General features: G+C 59.5%; 22 protein-coding genes. 21 read left to right on the forward strand and 1 reads right to left on the reverse strand.

The genetic code is table 11. From position 1 onward, the window contains the following. Positions 1–182: 182 nt before the first annotated feature. Genes AOT87_RS04195 through AOT87_RS28280 form a run of 3 tightly spaced genes read left to right on the forward strand, consistent with a single transcriptional unit; the run spans position 183 to position 974 of the window. Positions 183–428 (forward strand): hypothetical protein, encoded by a 246-nt coding sequence (locus AOT87_RS04195; RefSeq protein ID WP_057969689.1) that lies wholly within the window; start codon positions 183–185, stop codon positions 426–428. A 38-nt stretch (positions 429–466) separates the two neighbouring features. Beyond that, a complete protein-coding gene (locus tag AOT87_RS04200) occupies positions 467–721 on the forward strand; it encodes a hypothetical protein (protein WP_057969688.1) in 255 nt (84 codons plus the stop codon). After that, positions 714–974 carry a hypothetical protein gene (locus AOT87_RS28280; RefSeq protein WP_082634956.1) on the forward strand — a complete coding sequence of 87 codons (261 nt, stop codon included), beginning with the start codon at positions 714–716 and terminating at the stop codon, positions 972–974. The genes AOT87_RS04200 and AOT87_RS28280 overlap by 8 nt, the downstream gene beginning before the upstream one ends. Before the next feature lie 579 nt (positions 975–1,553). Here AOT87_RS28280 and AOT87_RS04210 read toward each other — a convergent pair. Next, complete coding sequence (locus AOT87_RS04210) at positions 1,554–1,835, reverse strand: DUF732 domain-containing protein (protein WP_005110289.1); 282 nt, start codon at positions 1,833–1,835, stop codon at positions 1,554–1,556. 129 nt (positions 1,836–1,964) lie between these two features. Between AOT87_RS04210 and AOT87_RS04215 the strand changes: the two genes are divergently transcribed. The 18 genes from AOT87_RS04215 to AOT87_RS04295 all read left to right on the forward strand — a co-directional run bounded on the left by AOT87_RS04215 (position 1,965) and on the right by AOT87_RS04295 (position 14,800). Continuing rightward, positions 1,965–3,227: a TylF/MycF/NovP-related O-methyltransferase gene (locus AOT87_RS04215; RefSeq protein ID WP_057969687.1), complete on the forward strand. Its 1,263-nt coding sequence runs from the start codon at positions 1,965–1,967 to the stop codon at positions 3,225–3,227. 6 nt (positions 3,228–3,233) lie between these two features. After that, a complete protein-coding gene (locus AOT87_RS04220; protein WP_057969686.1) occupies positions 3,234–4,055 on the forward strand; it encodes a hypothetical protein in 822 nt (273 codons plus the stop codon). Continuing rightward, the gene (locus AOT87_RS04225) at positions 4,052–4,747 is read left to right on the forward strand and encodes a hypothetical protein (protein ID WP_057969685.1); all 696 of its coding nucleotides are present in this window, start codon (positions 4,052–4,054) and stop codon (positions 4,745–4,747) included. Before AOT87_RS04220 ends, AOT87_RS04225 begins: the two co-directional genes overlap by 4 nt. Further along, entirely contained in the window at positions 4,747–4,992 is a 246-nt protein-coding gene (locus tag AOT87_RS04230) for a hypothetical protein (protein WP_057969684.1), read from the forward strand. Before AOT87_RS04225 ends, AOT87_RS04230 begins: the two co-directional genes overlap by 1 nt. Beyond that, the gene (locus AOT87_RS04235; protein ID WP_005110295.1) at positions 4,992–5,408 is read left to right on the forward strand and encodes a hypothetical protein; all 417 of its coding nucleotides are present in this window, start codon (positions 4,992–4,994) and stop codon (positions 5,406–5,408) included. The genes AOT87_RS04230 and AOT87_RS04235 overlap by 1 nt, the downstream gene beginning before the upstream one ends. A gap of 142 nt (positions 5,409–5,550) precedes the next feature. Then, the gene (locus AOT87_RS04240) at positions 5,551–6,195 is read left to right on the forward strand and encodes a hypothetical protein (protein ID WP_057969683.1); all 645 of its coding nucleotides are present in this window, start codon (positions 5,551–5,553) and stop codon (positions 6,193–6,195) included. A gap of 175 nt (positions 6,196–6,370) precedes the next feature. Further along, the gene (locus AOT87_RS04245; protein ID WP_057969682.1) at positions 6,371–6,613 is read left to right on the forward strand and encodes a hypothetical protein; all 243 of its coding nucleotides are present in this window, start codon (positions 6,371–6,373) and stop codon (positions 6,611–6,613) included. A gap of 563 nt (positions 6,614–7,176) precedes the next feature. Then, positions 7,177–7,341, forward strand: a complete 165-nt coding sequence (locus tag AOT87_RS28780) for a hypothetical protein (protein ID WP_157859002.1) — start codon at positions 7,177–7,179, stop codon at positions 7,339–7,341. A 135-nt stretch (positions 7,342–7,476) separates the two neighbouring features. Next, the gene (locus tag AOT87_RS29200; RefSeq protein WP_057969681.1) at positions 7,477–7,926 is read left to right on the forward strand and encodes a hypothetical protein; all 450 of its coding nucleotides are present in this window, start codon (positions 7,477–7,479) and stop codon (positions 7,924–7,926) included. Between the two features lie 7 nt (positions 7,927–7,933). Then, a complete protein-coding gene (locus tag AOT87_RS04255; protein ID WP_057969680.1) occupies positions 7,934–9,586 on the forward strand; it encodes a hypothetical protein in 1,653 nt (550 codons plus the stop codon). A 17-nt stretch (positions 9,587–9,603) separates the two neighbouring features. Further along, entirely contained in the window at positions 9,604–10,983 is a 1,380-nt protein-coding gene (locus AOT87_RS04260) for a phage portal protein (RefSeq protein ID WP_082634958.1), read from the forward strand. Continuing rightward, positions 10,970–11,725, forward strand: coding sequence for a hypothetical protein (locus AOT87_RS04265; RefSeq protein ID WP_057969678.1), 756 nt, complete (start codon positions 10,970–10,972; stop codon positions 11,723–11,725). Before AOT87_RS04260 ends, AOT87_RS04265 begins: the two co-directional genes overlap by 14 nt. 69 nt (positions 11,726–11,794) lie before the next feature. Next, a complete protein-coding gene (locus AOT87_RS04270) occupies positions 11,795–12,403 on the forward strand; it encodes a hypothetical protein (RefSeq protein WP_057969677.1) in 609 nt (202 codons plus the stop codon). A gap of 18 nt (positions 12,404–12,421) precedes the next feature. Continuing rightward, positions 12,422–13,243 (forward strand): P22 phage major capsid protein family protein, encoded by an 822-nt coding sequence (locus AOT87_RS04275; RefSeq protein ID WP_057969676.1) that lies wholly within the window; start codon positions 12,422–12,424, stop codon positions 13,241–13,243. Next, entirely contained in the window at positions 13,243–13,815 is a 573-nt protein-coding gene (locus AOT87_RS04280; RefSeq protein ID WP_057969675.1) for a hypothetical protein, read from the forward strand. The genes AOT87_RS04275 and AOT87_RS04280 overlap by 1 nt, the downstream gene beginning before the upstream one ends. Continuing rightward, complete coding sequence (locus AOT87_RS04285; protein WP_240483269.1) at positions 13,812–14,147, forward strand: hypothetical protein; 336 nt, start codon at positions 13,812–13,814, stop codon at positions 14,145–14,147. Before AOT87_RS04280 ends, AOT87_RS04285 begins: the two co-directional genes overlap by 4 nt. Continuing rightward, positions 14,147–14,425, forward strand: coding sequence for a hypothetical protein (locus tag AOT87_RS04290; protein ID WP_240483268.1), 279 nt, complete (start codon positions 14,147–14,149; stop codon positions 14,423–14,425). Before AOT87_RS04285 ends, AOT87_RS04290 begins: the two co-directional genes overlap by 1 nt. Further along, positions 14,426–14,800 carry a hypothetical protein gene (locus AOT87_RS04295; protein ID WP_057969673.1) on the forward strand — a complete coding sequence of 125 codons (375 nt, stop codon included), beginning with the start codon at positions 14,426–14,428 and terminating at the stop codon, positions 14,798–14,800. Positions 14,801–14,807 lie beyond the last annotated feature (7 nt).

Here is a 14,807-nt window from a genome sequence, read left to right on the forward strand (position 1 = left end):
TCTTTGAGGCGCTGGAGCAGGTGCCTATCTGGCAGACGCTCCTAGCGATGCTGGTTCTCGTTATCGTCGGTGACATCACTAGATTCGCCACGACCGCTCTCTATAACCGCTTCAGCCCCACAAGAAGGCGGTAACGGGGGCCTCACTTGCCTCCGCGGACTCCCCGTTCTACTATCGAACACATGTTCGACAAGGTGTCATACCGTATCGAAGGGGATGGACCCGTCATAGCGGTACTCACCTACCAAAACCGGGAGTACCGGCACACCTCCCGAACCATGTGGCTGGGACACGAATACGGCATGCCGCAGGGCAGATTGCAGCTGTCGCCGCACATTTCGGTGAGTCTTCGCCGCATCAACGGAACCATAGAAGCCACCATCACCGATTCTAAGACTGGTGAAAGCTACACCCTCACACCTGAATAGACACCGCGACTTGCGCTGCGCCTCGGTAAAATTGAGGGATGAACGAACTGATGGGCGACCCAACTATGAGTGGCGACCCGGCCGTGGAGGCTGCACATCGGTCATTTCACCCCAAATACAATTACTCATGGGAAGACAAATCAACAGGCGTCGCCTCTGCCCGTGAAGCTTTGAGGCCAGTACGGGAATGGTGCGACAAGTGGCTCAACGAACTCTCTATTCGCGGCCTAGACGAGGCGCTGGACGAGTTGGCGCCGCTGATCTTCACGGCAGAGGAACTGACCGATGACTGAACCATCCCAAGCCCATATAGACCGGGCACGTGAACTCGGCCTCTCTTTCGATCCTTCTGATACATCGGATGAAGAGTTAAGTCGTGCTATCGCAACGTATGAACGGGTTTACATCGAGGCGATGACCGAGAATTCTGGTAGGGACACTGATACTCCTACCGAGCGTCGCAAGATGCTGGGCTGCTGGACACAGCGCGATGAAGACGAGGCCGAGGCGGCAGCTGGACGGCGGCGGATGTTCGGCTCCCATTAAATCCCACCCGCCTAGACACCGCTAATCCCGTTGAAACACGGGATAATTGAGGTATGACGGTAGCTGAGTTGATTGATGAGCTAGGGAAGTATCCGGGCGACACACCCGTGTTACGGCCTGGACACCCGGATGGTGGCGGCTACGACGACCTGGACTTCGTTCGAGTCACACGCTACAACCCAAACGGCTACCCGTGCTCATATGCCGGGTATTACGACTGGGCAGAGGATGGTATAGAAGCCGTCTTGCTCACCTGACGCTGAATCCCTTTGGGAGGCAATCATGCTTGATGGTCAACCATTGGATCCAGTTGAAGCCGCGCGGCTGTATGACCAACGATTGAAAGCCATGTGCACTCCAGAAGAGTGGGAAGTGTACGACCGCCGCCTACATCCCGAGAGCTACCCTCCGGAGCTCCCATGGTGGCGAAAGCTGTTCAGGCTCTAGCCATGGCCCTGACCGCTAACCAGCTCCGCATTTTAGAAGCGTTGCAGCGGTTACGTATAGCCCGTACTGAGGGTGATCTCCATGAAGAGTTGGTTTGTACTCGCCGCATGGACTACCTGCTAGACCGTGAGCCTACGGGCATAGGTTCCGTTTCGCCGATCGCGCCATAGCCAACAGATTGGCTGGTGTCGCGTTCGGATAGTTGGAGTGCGAGGCGACTTGTTCCGGGGTTTCCCCGTTTCGTAAGTCATTACACATGCCGTTACCGGCAGCCAGTAGGAACGGCCGGGACTGCCACATCACTTGAAAACCCTGCCCGGACAGTTCGTCCAGGTAGGCGTCATCGTCCGCGTACGCCGCGGGCGCGAAAACAATGCTGGCCGCTACGGCGGCTGCAGCTGCGATCTTGATCATTGGCGGATCGTAGACCTCCACCCCGACGGGTACAGGCGAAACGGGAGATCAGATGGCCGTGCAGCACTGCGAGTACTGCGGCCGCCGCCTCCGGTACGACTGCTGCCCGCACTGTGAAGAGGGGCAGTAGTGCTCGGGGTAGCGATCACCACCCACAACCGCAGGGATGTCCTTCTCAACGCTCTAATGCATTGGATCGAGCACACGTCGGCTGATGTGCCGATTGTTGTTGTGGACGACGGCAGCGACGAGCCGATATGTCTTGAGGGCTGGCGGGGTATCCCGGTGCATCGAGTGCCGAGTGTGAGTGTTGTTCGCCATCCATTACCTATGGGGATAGCGGTGGCGAAGAACCGGTGCATCGCCGAGCTTATGGACTTGGGGTGCGACCACCTCTTTCTCGCTGACGATGATGTGTGGCCCACCGTAGACGAGTGGTGGAAGCCTTACGTTGAGTCCCCGGAACCGCATTTGTCGTTTCAGTGGCCCAGCGGTGGCCGGCACAGTGTCACTCACCAAGACGAGCAGCATTTCGCTATCGGATTCCCCCGCGGGGTTCTCCTGTATGCCGAACGTCGAGTGATCGACGCGGTGGGCGGCATGGATATCGGATATGGGGCGCACGGCGGCGAACACGTCGACTGGTCGCAGAGAATCCACGACGCAGGGTTGACGCGATGGCCATTCGCCGATGTCCGCGGATCACACAACCTGATCTACTCGCGGGACAAAGCCGAAGGAAACCGCACGGGTTCTTCCCGGTTTGAGCTTCCCGAGCGTGCCCGGATGTGTGAGGCGAATGGAAACCGTTGGGGCCACAAGCACCCAACATGGCCGTACTTTCCCTACCAGGAAGGTGAAGGTGTCCAGGACTACCAGTTAGGCCCATACTTCCCGCCCGTGGAGCACTATTCGCTTCTGCGGCACGTGGTCGGTTTGAGGCCTTCTGGTGTGGCTTTGGAGTTCGGGGTGGGTAAAGGCGAATCGACCCGCATCATTGCCGAGCATATGCCGGTGATCGGGTTCGACAGCTTCACCGGCCTACCGGAGGATTGGCGTGACGGGTTCCCTAAGGGGTCGTTCGCGCATAAACCACCAGCCATCAACAACACTCGCCTAGTGATAGGTCGGTACGCCGACACTCTGCCAGGGTTCACATTTCCCGAGTGTGGTTTGGTGCATATCGACTGCGACCTTTACTCGTCCACGGCAACAGCTTTGGAGCACCTACAGCTCAAGCCGGGAACTTATGTTGTGTTTGACGAGTGGCACAGCTACGACGGCTGCGAAGACCATGAGATGAAAGCCTGGCGAGAGTACGCCGACCGCACCGGCATCAACTGGTGTGTGGTTGGGCATTCGCATGAGGCGTGGGCGATTCGGATCACTTAGGGAGTTGTGTTGCGAGTCATCCTCTTTGTGTTCGCGGGCCGCAAAGCCAACATGGAACTTCAAGTCCCGTACATCAAGCGCATACTGGCCGAGCATCCGAACGTCGAATACGACATCTGGAACCTCGCCCGCGACCCCAAGGACGCGGAGCATCTGCAAACCATCACAGGGGAGCGGATCACCGTCCGCAACGACTTCCACGGCGGATGCCATTGGACCGGCTTCAACAAGGTGTGGTGGCACTACGCCCAACCCGAGTATCAGGACTGTTTGTTCGTCAAGGTCGACGACGATGACGTGTTCTTCGAGACCGCACGATTCAGTGAACACCTCGAGGCGATAGACAACAACCGCGGCAGTGTTGTCTCCGCGCTGACCGTGAACAACGGCGCCTCAACATGGTTAGAGCCGTTGATTTGGCGCGGCTTCGAGAACCTGAACATCCCTTTGTTGGATGTGCACATGTCCGGCGACTACGCGGCCATGTCCCACGAGCATTTCCTGACCAATTGGCGGGATGTGACCGGTCAGCCCAACCAAGTCATCCCGACGACGGATTGGTTGTCGATCAACTGCATCGGACTCGACCACCCCACCCTGAAACGCATCGCGGACCTACTGGACGCGCCGTCGCCTGCCCATATCGCCGGCAGGGATTGGCCGCCCGGTTTCAAGATCGGTGACGAAGGTGCAGCCAACATGCAGCCCCGAGTCATCCACAGAGGGTTTGTGGTGTCGCACCTATCGTTTGGACCGCAGCAGCTCCCCGATGAGACATGGGACCTACTGCGCAGGGGGTACGCCAAGGTCGCAGGGGAGTACCTGTGAACATCGCCGTGATCATCCCGTTCCGGGACCGCGGTAAGGACCCTCTAAGGCCCGCGAATCTGCGACGCGTCCTGATGGGCATGGAGGGGCTGTACCGCATCCACGTTGTTGATGACGGCCGCTCAGGCTATGAGTCGTTCAACCGATCCGCCGCATATAACCGCGGTGCCGACATGGTTGACGCCGACGTGCTTGTCTATTGCGAATCAGATCTGCTGGTCGACGCTCTCCAGATTCGGGAAGCGGTCGCGCTGGCTTCGTCGGCGCCAGGTTTAGTCGTTCCGTTCTCACGCTTCATGGCCATTACCCCCGAGGACTCGGTTCGCGTCCGGGACCTTGAGTTAGAGCCCGAAGAAGCTGTATCGCATCAGGTCCGAGGCGACCGTCAGTCGATCGGTGCCGTCAATGTCGTCTCCCGGGAATCACTCTCACTCATCGGCCAGTACGACGAGTCGTTCGAGGGTGCCTGGTATGACGACGACGCGATGTGCCGAGCGTTTGAGGTGTGCTGCGGCCCAACCCGCTTCATCGACGGACCGGGATATCACCTGTACCACCTACCTGGCGCCAGTGGCGATCATTTGACCGCGGCTGATCGGGCCGCCACTGAACGCAATAAGGCCCGCTACCAGCTTTACCGGCAGGCCACAACACCTGAACGTATCCGCGAACTCACCGCAGGGGGTGTGTGATGGCCGACCATCTCATCACCGGCCCTGACGGCACCCAATACACCTTGGCAGAGTGGGTGAACTCCCACATCGTCGGAACTTTCGAGCAGATGCTCCCCGGCGGGAAGACCCGCAAGGGCGGTGCCTGCTCCTGTGGGTGGCGCACCCCGCCTTTCGATCCTATCGGTGACCGCGCTAGAGCGATGGCCGATGAACATAAGCGTCTAGAAGACCTCGCTGATGAGATGCGAAGGGAGAACGGGTAATGGCAGCCTTCGTGTACTTCACTGTGGCCGACACCTATCAGGCCATCGTCTCTGATGGGTCCGATGAGGGTAGCGAGCCGGATCTGAAGATGATTTCCGGCACTGTCACTTTCACACCTTCGGTGAAGGAAGTGCTGGCCACCATCTCCGATATCCCCACCACGGTGCGTTTGGAGCCGATCATTGGCCGCATCGAGGAAGACGGTGTGCTGAAGACTCTCGATTCCACGCCGGGTGTGAAGCTGCTCGCCAACACCGAAGCCATCGGGCCCCTGCCCGAGCTGACGTATCGGGTGGACTTCACGAACGTGGTCTACAACCGCAAAACCAACCAGCGCATCGAGCCGTTCCGGTTCGCCGCCGCCACAAGCGCCACCACACTGCGCTTGTCTTCGGTTGAGCGCCTGCCTTTATGAGCGCCACTGAACATGAATGCCTCTATCCAGAGGTGCGTGAAGGTAATTGGTTCCGAATAGCTCCGTGTGAAGTATGCGGGACGCTACCGCCGTATGAATGGATGATGGAGCGCATGCGGCGCGGTGGCCCACGTGAGAGCACGTGACTGATTACCGCATCGGCATAGTCGCCCATAACAAGCGGGCCGCTGCGGCTCACGAGTTGATGGAAGCAACTGGTGCGGCGTTCCTGTCGATAGACAACGGAACACTGGGGTGTGACAGGAACCATCGCCGCACTCTGCAATGGCTCGCCAGTAGCCCTACCGAGTGGGGTGTTGTCCTCGAGGATGACGCCATCCCATGCGGGGACTGGTCAACCACGTTGACGAATGTCCTAGATGCTTCACCGGCACCGATTGTTTCGTTCTATCTAGGTATCAACTACCCGAAGCATTGGCAGCCGAGAGTCCTGCAAGCCACTCAAGCCGCTGATGCGGCGGGTGCTTCGTGGATTGTGGCCGAAGGGTTCCTTCTCCACGCTGTGGGGTATGCGATACGTACCGAGTTGATCGACAGCGCACTAGATCACAACCGCTGGTTCCAGATGCCGGTAGATCAGGTACTCACAGACTGGGCACGCAACAACAACCACCAAGTCGCCTACACGTGGCCGAGTATCTGCGATCACGCCGATACGCCGACACTGTTCCAGCATCCCGACGGATCCTCACGCACACTGCCGCGTGTAGCGCACAGATTTGGTGTCCCACAACAGACCCCGCGATCCGTCCTACTCTGCAACTAGAATGGAATCCCAGACCCATGAAACAGGGCATCCCAATTATCACTTCCGCCGCGTGCAGCTCAATCACCATCCCGCTGCACCAACCCGATGACCCGATCTATATGTGCGTGCTATCGAGTGCACGCGCAGTGAAGGTCACTTGGTGGCGGCGTCTACTTCTTTGGATTGGCCGCTGATGCCAGTCCTAGTGACCATCCCCGGAAGCACTGATAACCAAGGCTGGCCCTCCGCCACCCACTACGTAGTAGACCCACAGGCCGTGCTGCACGTATATAACGGCGACAAGCTGATCACCTCATACAAGACATGGGATCAGGTAGTAGTACAGGACGCGCTCACACTGAAGAGTGCAGTTGAGGCCACGTTCAGTACTTACGACGATGACGCTGTAGTAGAGCTCAATGCCAAGAGCGCTTAGAGCACGGATGCCCGTTATTGGCTGCAGGTGTGGAGACTGCACGCAGCTTGATGTAGTCCGTGACTGGTGGTGGTGGAACATCTTCCAGCGCTGGGTCACATTCCGATACGAGCAGCGCAATGGGCGTACACAGACCAAATATCCGTGGGGTTTCTACTGCCAATGATCCAGTACTGCTGATGCCGCGAGCCCCAAAAGTCTGCACCTTCAAGGACTGCACCACCCTTGTCTACAACGGACACCGCTGCCCTACACACACCACTCATGGCTGGGGTAAGGGCAACCCACGCACCAAGACACCAGAGCACGAAGCATGGCGTAAAGCCGTGCTAGACCGCGACCACTACCGCTGCCGCATCCAATACCCAGGCTGCACAGGCAGAGCAGGCATAGCTGATCACATCACCGCCACCAAATTCGGCGGAGCACCGTACGACATCACCAACGGCCAAGCCGCATGCCGCCCCTGCCACGACAAGAAGAGCGCAGACGAAGGCAATACTGCACAGGGCCATCAGGTTAGACCCCGCTGATAGTCACCGTCCGCTAGTAAGATCAGAAACATGCAATGGCCCGTCCTAATCACCTGCTGGGTACTGATACTCAGCCTATGGATAGCCGACACTGCCCCGGTTAGGCGCTTCTACACCAAGACGCGCCCAGGCAAGTTCCTCACCAACACCTTCAACTGGATGCGCAAACTGTTCGTCAGGCTCGGCGTCAACTAGCCCCCAGGGGGCACCCCGTACCCCCATCGCACGCCGCCACGGGCCGAAGCTGCTCTTTCCGGTCCGTACGGGTTCCCACAGTTTTAGTCCCGCAACGGGGCGCTCACCTTTGTTCCCGAAACGGGAGGTTGTTTGATGCCTGGACCTACTCCTAAGGATCCGAGTGTTCGTGCGCGGCGGAATAAGTCGGCCACCAAGGCTGTGTTGTCTGGTGATCACGATGTTGAGACGCCGCCGTTGCCGGATGAGATTGCGTGGCATTCGATGACTAAGCGGTGGTGGGCTGATATCTGGTCGTCGCCGATGGCTCCAGAGTATGCGGAGTCTGACATCAACGGGTTGATGCGTGTGGCGATGCTGTACAACGATTTTTGGCTGGCTGAGACGCCGAAGGAGCGGGCCGAGATTCAGGTTCGCCTCGAGAAAGCTGATGCCGACTACGGAACAAACCCTATGGCTCGGCGCCGGCTGGAATGGCAGATCGAGCAGTCGGAGGATTCGAAGGCGAAGGGGCAGAAGCGGCGTCCGCCCGCGACCCCACCGCCTGAACCCGGTACCGATCCGCGGCTCAAGCTAGTCCAGTAATTCCGCTATGGCGGTTCTGATTGTTCCGCCGCTCGACCTGTCTTACCCGACACTTGGGGCGCAGGTGTGCCAGTTCATTGAAGAGCGGATGGTGTTCGGCCCCGGATCCTTATCAGGTCAGCCGGCGCGGCTCGACGATGAGAAGCGCGGCATCATCTACCGCCTCTATGAGATCTACCCGCAGGGGCATCGGCTTGAGGGGCGCCGCAGGTTTCAGCGTGGCGCCATTGAGGTCCGCAAGGGTCTCGCGAAAACCGAGCTCGCCGCCTGGATCGCCGGTTGTGAGCTGCATCCGGAGGCGCCTGTCCGGTGTGACGGGTTTGATGCGTATGGGAATCCGGTTGGGCGCCCCGTGGAGTCGCCGGTCATCCCAATGATGGCGGTCACCGAAGAGCAGGTCGAAGAACTTGCCTACGGCGTACTCAAGTACGTGCTGGAGAACGGCCCGGACGCGGATCTGTTTGTCATCACCAAAGAGAAGATCATTCGAAAGGGCTGGAACGGCACCGAAGACGGATTTGTCGTCGCAGTGTCTAACGCCCCCGGTTCTCGTGACGGTGCGCGGACCACATTTCAGCACTTCGATGAGCCGCACCGCCTGTTTATGCAGCGGATGCGAGACGCACACGAAACGATGCTGCAGAACATGCCGAAGCGGCCCCTCGAGGATCCGTGGACCTTGTACACGTCTACCGCAGGGCAGCCGGGGCAGAACAGCATCGAAGAGGATGTGCTCGCCGAAGCGGAAGCTATCGCCAAGGGTGAGGTAGACGATCCGAGCCTGTTCTTTTTCCGTCGCTGGGCTGGGGATGAGCACCGCGACCTCACCACGGTCGAAAACCGCATCGCCGCCGTCGCCGACGCCACGGGACCAGTAGGGGAGTGGGGCGTCGGCCAGTTTGAGCGGATCGCAAAGGACTACGACCGCAAAGGTGTCGACAAAGCCTACTGGGAGCGGGTCTGGCTGAACCGGTGGCGCAAATCCGGCTCACAAGCGTTCGACATGACGAAAGTTGAAGCCCTCAAGCTCAATCCGGACGGGAAACCGTGGGGACCTGTGCCGGATGGGGCGTTTGTTACAGCCGGATTCGACGGTGCGCGCTTCCGTGACGCTACAGCGCTGACCATCACCGATATTTCTACGGGCCGCCAGATGCTCCTGGGCTGTTGGCAGCGCCCTGAGAATGTCGAGGACTGGGAAGTCCCCGAAGACGAAGTAACAGACCTCGTTACGGACATGATGTCCCGATACGAGGTGTGGCGCATGTACTGCGACCCGCCGCATTGGACCGAAACGGTCGCATCCTGGGCCGCTAGATACCCAGATCGGGTTGTTGAGTGGCATACGCAGCGGAAAACGCCCATGGCAGCCGCCGTCCGGGCTTATGTCGAGGCGATTGACTCCGGAATCGTCACCTACGGGTCGAACCGGTGGATTGACACCCTGATTCAGCACATGGGGCACGCCGGAAGGCGTGAACTCAAGCTACTTGACGATCAGGGCGAGCCGATCTGGATCCTCCAGAAGCAAGACGGACGCCTGGAAGACAAATTCGACGCCGCAATGGCCGCTGTACTGTCCTGGACCGCCTGTGTAGATGCCCGCCGCGAAGGCGCGCAACCAAGACCCAAATCTTATGTGCCGAGGCGCATCTACTGACCAAAGAAGGGAGTCTCGTGGCGTCAACACCAGAAGAATGGCTCCCTATCCTGTCGAAGCGCATTGACGACAACATGGCCCGTGTGCGCCTCCTGGACCGATATGTATCCGGCGATGCACCACTACCGGAGGCGTCTAAGAACACCAGAGCCTCCTGGAAAGCGTTCCAGCGTGAATCCCGCACCAACTGGGGGATGCTGATACGGGATTCGGTGGCAGACCGGATCGTCCCGAATGGAATTACGGTCGGCGGCTCGTCGGATTCGGATATTGCCAAGCAGGCGCAGCGGATTTGGCGAGACAACCGCATGGACGCCATCGCCAGGCAGTGGCTCGAATACGGCCTTACTTTCCGTGACTCGTTCTTGACCTGCTGGCAGGGTGACAACGGCGCTGTCATCACGGCGGATTCGCCAGAAACCATGTGCGTCGCAGCAGATCCGCTACAACCTTGGCGGGTTCGCGCAGGCATCCGATACTGGCGCGACATCGACGAACAGAAGGACTATGCGCTCGTCTGGGTAAATGGTGCGCGCCAAAAGTTCTCCCGCGACTGCTACGTACCAAACATCAACTCAAAGCGCCTCCTGTCTCGCATATCCGGTCAGTGGGATCCGGCGGGACCACTCATTGAAACCGCAGGTGCCCCACCGATCGTCGTGTACGCAAACCCGGGCGGCCAGGGCGAGTTTGAGCCCCACATTGACATCATCAACCGCATCAACCGCGGAATTTTGGAACGCATGTCCACCATGGCGATTCAGGCATTCCGCCAGCGGGCTCTGCAGTCGGATCTGAACAATCCACTGCCGACAACCGACGAGCACGGCAACGCCATCGATTACGCCGCCATATTCGAGCCCGCACCAGGCGCCCTATGGGACCTACCCCCCGGCGTGAAGATCTGGGAGTCGCAGACAACCGACATTATGCCGATGCTGAATGCGTCCAAAGAAGACATCAGACAGCTCTCCGCGGCCACAAAGACCCCCTTGCCGGTACTTATGCCAGATAGCGCGAATCAGTCCGCTGAGGGCGCTCTGAACACCGAGAAGGGCTTCATTTTCAAGTGTGATGCACGCCTTGCGGTTGCAAAGCTCGGGCTGGAAGCGATTTTGGTCAAGGCGCTCGAAACTGAGGGTGTAACGGACATCCCGACCGTGGATGTCTCGTTTGAATCCCCAGCTCGCGTTACCTTGTCCGAGAAATACTCTGCCGCGGCACAGGCTAAAGCCGCTGGGGAGTCGTGGGGATCGATCGCACGGAACATCCTCAACTACTCGCCCGACCAGATCAACCAAGACGCCCTGGATCGCGCCAAAGAGCAGCTGTCATTGTTCGGCGCACAGAACCAGAATCAACCTCCTCAACAGCCAGTGACCGGTGGACCACGCTGATTACGCCGCCGCCGTCGCGGAACTAAGACGGCGGCTACTGGCCTACGCCGCAACAGTGTGGAGCCAAGTTGAACTAGACGATGCGGGACTGGAACGCCTCATCGAGTTGATGGCCCCAACCGTGTTGGCGGCCCAATTGCAGGTCGGGAATCTGACCTCGGTGTACTTCGCCGAAGTCGCCGGGGTACAAGCCATCCCAGCGGGGGGTGCGATCACCACGGCCCGCGGGGTTGCCCCGGAGGTTGTGTACGCACGCCCGGTAATCACTGCGCGTACCGCGCTCGCACGTGGAAAACCGGTGCAGCAGGCCCTCGCCGCGGGCGGGCGCCGTCTGCAGAACATAGCTGGAACCGATTTGCAGATGGCGAAAGTTCGCCAATCTCAGAGATCGTTAGAGCACAGCGGCAGGCAGTACTTCCGGCGCGTACCCACGGGTGCTGAGAACTGCGCTATGTGCCTGATTGCCGCAACGCAGCGCTACAAAACTAAGCGGCTGATGCCCATCCACCCAGGATGCGACTGCAACATCGCCCCACTCTCACCTAGAGAGTCGGTCAGCCAAGTTATCGACCAGAACATGCTCGAAGCCACCCACACGCAGGTGAAAGCCTTCACCGACCTGCAGGACCGCGGCGGACGAGCCCCCGACTACCGCAAGCTGCTTGTCACGCACGAGCACGGCGAGGTAGGCCCAGTGATCGGATGGGCCGGACAACAGTTCACCTCCAAATCCGATCTGTAAAAGACTTCCCCCACAAGGGGGTTCGCCCGAACGGGCGCCAACCAATGCGCAACGCAAAGGAAAAATCACATGTCTGATGTGACCCCGAATGACATGCCGGGAGCCGTAACGGAACCGGGCGAACCCACTCCTGAAACTAAGCCGGAAGCCCCCCAAAACGAGGTTTTCACGGCCGAAGAGCGACAGGAGCTAGAGAAGCTTCGCGCAGCCCGCGTAGAGGAACGACGCTGGGAAAAACGTGCGAAAGAAAACTTCGACGACGCCAACAAATGGCGAGAACTCCTCGAAAAGACTGGTGCGGATAAGAAGTCCGATTTCGACCCGAGGGCCGAAATCGACAAGATCCGAGCAGAACTCACCTCCGAACGCACGGAACGACTGCGCACAGAGGTAGCCCGCACCACTGGCGTTGACCCTGACGACATCAAGGGCAACACCGAAGAAGAGATGCGCGCATCCGCTGAACGCTGGCAACAGCGCTTCAATGCGCGCCTCGAAGAGGCCATGAAGTCGAAGACTGCACCGGCGGCAGCACCGGCAGCCGAGGTCACCACAGACACAAAAGTCACTGGGCCGAAACAAATCACGACCCACGACGAACTCAAATCCCTGTCCCCAGCAGACCGGATGGCCGCCTACAAAGACGGACGTCTGGACGAGCTGATGGGCAAGAAGTAACTCCCGAAAGGAGTAGTCATGGCTATCACCAATTTCATCCCCGAGCTATGGAGCGCAGCGCTGATGGAGCGCTGGAAGGCGGAGAACGTCTTCGCCGCCCTGGTTGACCGTCGATACGAAGGTCTCGCCACCAAGGGCAACACCGTCCACATCACCGGCGTCGTCCCCCCGACCGTGAAGGACTACAAGGCCGCGGGCCGACTCACCTCCGCAGACGCGATCACCGACACCCGAGTTTCGCTGTCGATCGACCAGGAGAAGTCCATCGACTTCTACGTCGATGACATCGACGAAGCGCAGGCAGCCGGCTCGCTGGAGGACTACACCAACGCTGGCGCCGACGCCCTCGTAGCCGACTCCGACCAGTTCATCGCTAACCGTCTGGTCGCGGACGGCAGCAACCTCGCTTACTCCAGCCTCACGACTGGCGACGGAGCATTCAACGTCATTCGTGACGCAGTGGTAGCGATGAACAAGGCCAATGTCCCCAACGCCGGCCGTGTCGCGGTTATCAACGCCGCCTACGCCGGTCTGCTGCAGGGCGCCGACTCGAAGCTCACCAGCTTTGAAAAGGCTGGAGACAACAACGGCCTGCGCAACGGCACCATCGGGCAGCTTTTGAACGTCCGAATCGTGATGTCGAACAACCTGCCCGAGACCGACTCGCCACAGGCCGTCTTCTTCCACCCGACCGCCTACGCGTTCGTGTCGCAGATCGACGAGATCGAAGGCATGCGAGCGGAGAACAAGTTCGCCGACCGTGTCCGTGCGCTGCACGTGTACGGCGGCAAGGTCGTTCGCCCCACCGGCGTTCTGGTCTTCAACGAGCTGGGCAGCTAGTGCTGGCATCTCCCGCTGACGTCGCCGCAGCCCTAGGACTGGCCGACGAGAACGAGCTCACCGACTCCCAGCAGGCCCGTGTAGAGGGCCTACTGGAGAGGGTGTCTCGAGTGTTTCAGCGGGAGGCTGGCCGCACCTTCACCGCAGGTTCGGTGACCGTGCGCGCGCACATCGTGGACGGACGGGTACACCTACCCGACCCGCCCACCGGTGCAAGCGTCACGGTCACCGACCTCGAAGGTGAATCCATCGACGGTGTAATCGAAGACGACTACGTGAACGTCACCCGTAACGGGTGCCGCATTCCCACCGGGGAGATTGTCTACGTCGAGTACACCCGCGATGAACCACCGGCTTCCGTGGTTTCGGCTGTAGCGGCGATCGTTGCACGAAACCTCACTGTCGAACCCGGATCGGTGGAGTCGCAGTCCACGGACATCACTGCTGGCGCCGACTATCGGCAACGGCTAGCGGATTGGGTTTCATCGACCGCCCTACTGACCAGAGATGAGCTGGCTGAGGCGCGAAGCTACCGCTACCCCGTCCCTAACGTGATCATCCACCGCCTGTGAGCTTCCAGTCGCTCGCCCGAATCCCGGTGACACACACTCCCGTAACGGGAGTCACCCAAGACGGTATGGGCAACGACGTACCCACCTTCGGCACGCCAGTGTCAAAGAAGGCGTACTCATTCGGCACCCACAGGGCCGAAAACCTGGATGGGCACACATCGCAAGATGTCGCGGAGCGCGACCTAGCCATCCCGCCCCTAGCGGTCAGTCTGATGGACCGCTTCACTGTCAACGGTGTGACGTACGAAACCGTCGGTGTGCGTGATCAAACCGGCGGATTCCACGGCTGGAAACCGGGCATCGTTGTCGAGCTCAAAAAGGTGACCGGCTGATGGCCAAGCTCAAGTTCAACAAGAAGAACTGGAACGCCACCGTTCGGAAAATAATCGACACCGACGGCGTAGAGCGCATGCAACGCGTCGCCGACGCCTGCAACCAAGGCTTAGAGACCGACGAAGCCCCCGGATACAGGGTCTCCACCGAAGGCGATGAGCCACTATCCAAGCGCGGATATCGTGCCACCGTCATCACCGCCGAAGTGGAATCCATCGTCGACAACGCCGAAAACAACACCCTCGTAAGGAACCTACACCTCGCAGGAGGTGACTAAATGTTCCCCTACGCACCAAAAGTTGTCCGCGACTACCTCGCGGCCCAAACAGGTATACGGGTATCCGGTGACGTTCCCACCAACCGCCCGAACCCACTGATCACCGTCAGCTCTGTGCCGATAGGGCCAGAACTTGAAGGTGTGAAACAACGAATTCTGTCGAAACGACGCCTGATCATCCAATGCTGGAACACAAGCGAAGTCACCGCAGGCGAGCTCGCCGAGCAAGTACGAGACCTTCTTCTGCAGGCCCCGTATGAACACATCGGCATACGCCGCGTCAACATCGTCGGCGAACCAGCCAAATGGAATGAGCCTGTAACAGGTTCTCCGCGTTTCCAACTCACGGTAGACGTGCTTCTGCGCGCTACCTAAACACCCT

This window comes from Mycobacteroides sp. H003 (genome assembly GCF_001440135.1).
Taxonomy (GTDB): Bacteria; Actinomycetota; Actinomycetes; order Mycobacteriales; family Mycobacteriaceae; genus Mycobacterium; species Mycobacterium gwanakae.

What these genes read in the sequence shown, in the direction of transcription:
- AOT87_RS04235 (WP_005110295.1), top strand. Translation starts at nt 4,992, where the DNA reads ATGGCAGCCTTCGTGTACTTCACTGTGGCCGACACCTATCAGGCCATC.
- AOT87_RS04230 (WP_057969684.1), top strand. Translation starts at nt 4,747, where the DNA reads ATGGCCGACCATCTCATCACCGGCCCTGACGGCACCCAATACACCTTG.
- AOT87_RS04275 (WP_057969676.1), top strand. Translation starts at nt 12,422, where the DNA reads ATGGCTATCACCAATTTCATCCCCGAGCTATGGAGCGCAGCGCTGATG.
- AOT87_RS29200 (WP_057969681.1), top strand. Translation starts at nt 7,477, where the DNA reads ATGCCTGGACCTACTCCTAAGGATCCGAGTGTTCGTGCGCGGCGGAAT.
- AOT87_RS04290 (WP_240483268.1), top strand. Translation starts at nt 14,147, where the DNA reads ATGGCCAAGCTCAAGTTCAACAAGAAGAACTGGAACGCCACCGTTCGG.
- AOT87_RS04255 (WP_057969680.1), top strand. Translation starts at nt 7,934, where the DNA reads ATGGCGGTTCTGATTGTTCCGCCGCTCGACCTGTCTTACCCGACACTT.
- AOT87_RS04200 (WP_057969688.1), top strand. Translation starts at nt 467, where the DNA reads ATGAACGAACTGATGGGCGACCCAACTATGAGTGGCGACCCGGCCGTG.
- AOT87_RS28780 (WP_157859002.1), top strand. Translation starts at nt 7,177, where the DNA reads ATGCAATGGCCCGTCCTAATCACCTGCTGGGTACTGATACTCAGCCTA.
- AOT87_RS04195 (WP_057969689.1), top strand. Translation starts at nt 183, where the DNA reads ATGTTCGACAAGGTGTCATACCGTATCGAAGGGGATGGACCCGTCATA.
- AOT87_RS28280 (WP_082634956.1), top strand. Translation starts at nt 714, where the DNA reads ATGACTGAACCATCCCAAGCCCATATAGACCGGGCACGTGAACTCGGC.
- AOT87_RS04295 (WP_057969673.1), top strand. Translation starts at nt 14,426, where the DNA reads ATGTTCCCCTACGCACCAAAAGTTGTCCGCGACTACCTCGCGGCCCAA.
- AOT87_RS04210 (WP_005110289.1), bottom strand. Translation starts at nt 1,835, where the DNA reads ATGATCAAGATCGCAGCTGCAGCCGCCGTAGCGGCCAGCATTGTTTTC.
- AOT87_RS04245 (WP_057969682.1), top strand. Translation starts at nt 6,371, where the DNA reads ATGCCAGTCCTAGTGACCATCCCCGGAAGCACTGATAACCAAGGCTGG.
- AOT87_RS04270 (WP_057969677.1), top strand. Translation starts at nt 11,795, where the DNA reads ATGTCTGATGTGACCCCGAATGACATGCCGGGAGCCGTAACGGAACCG.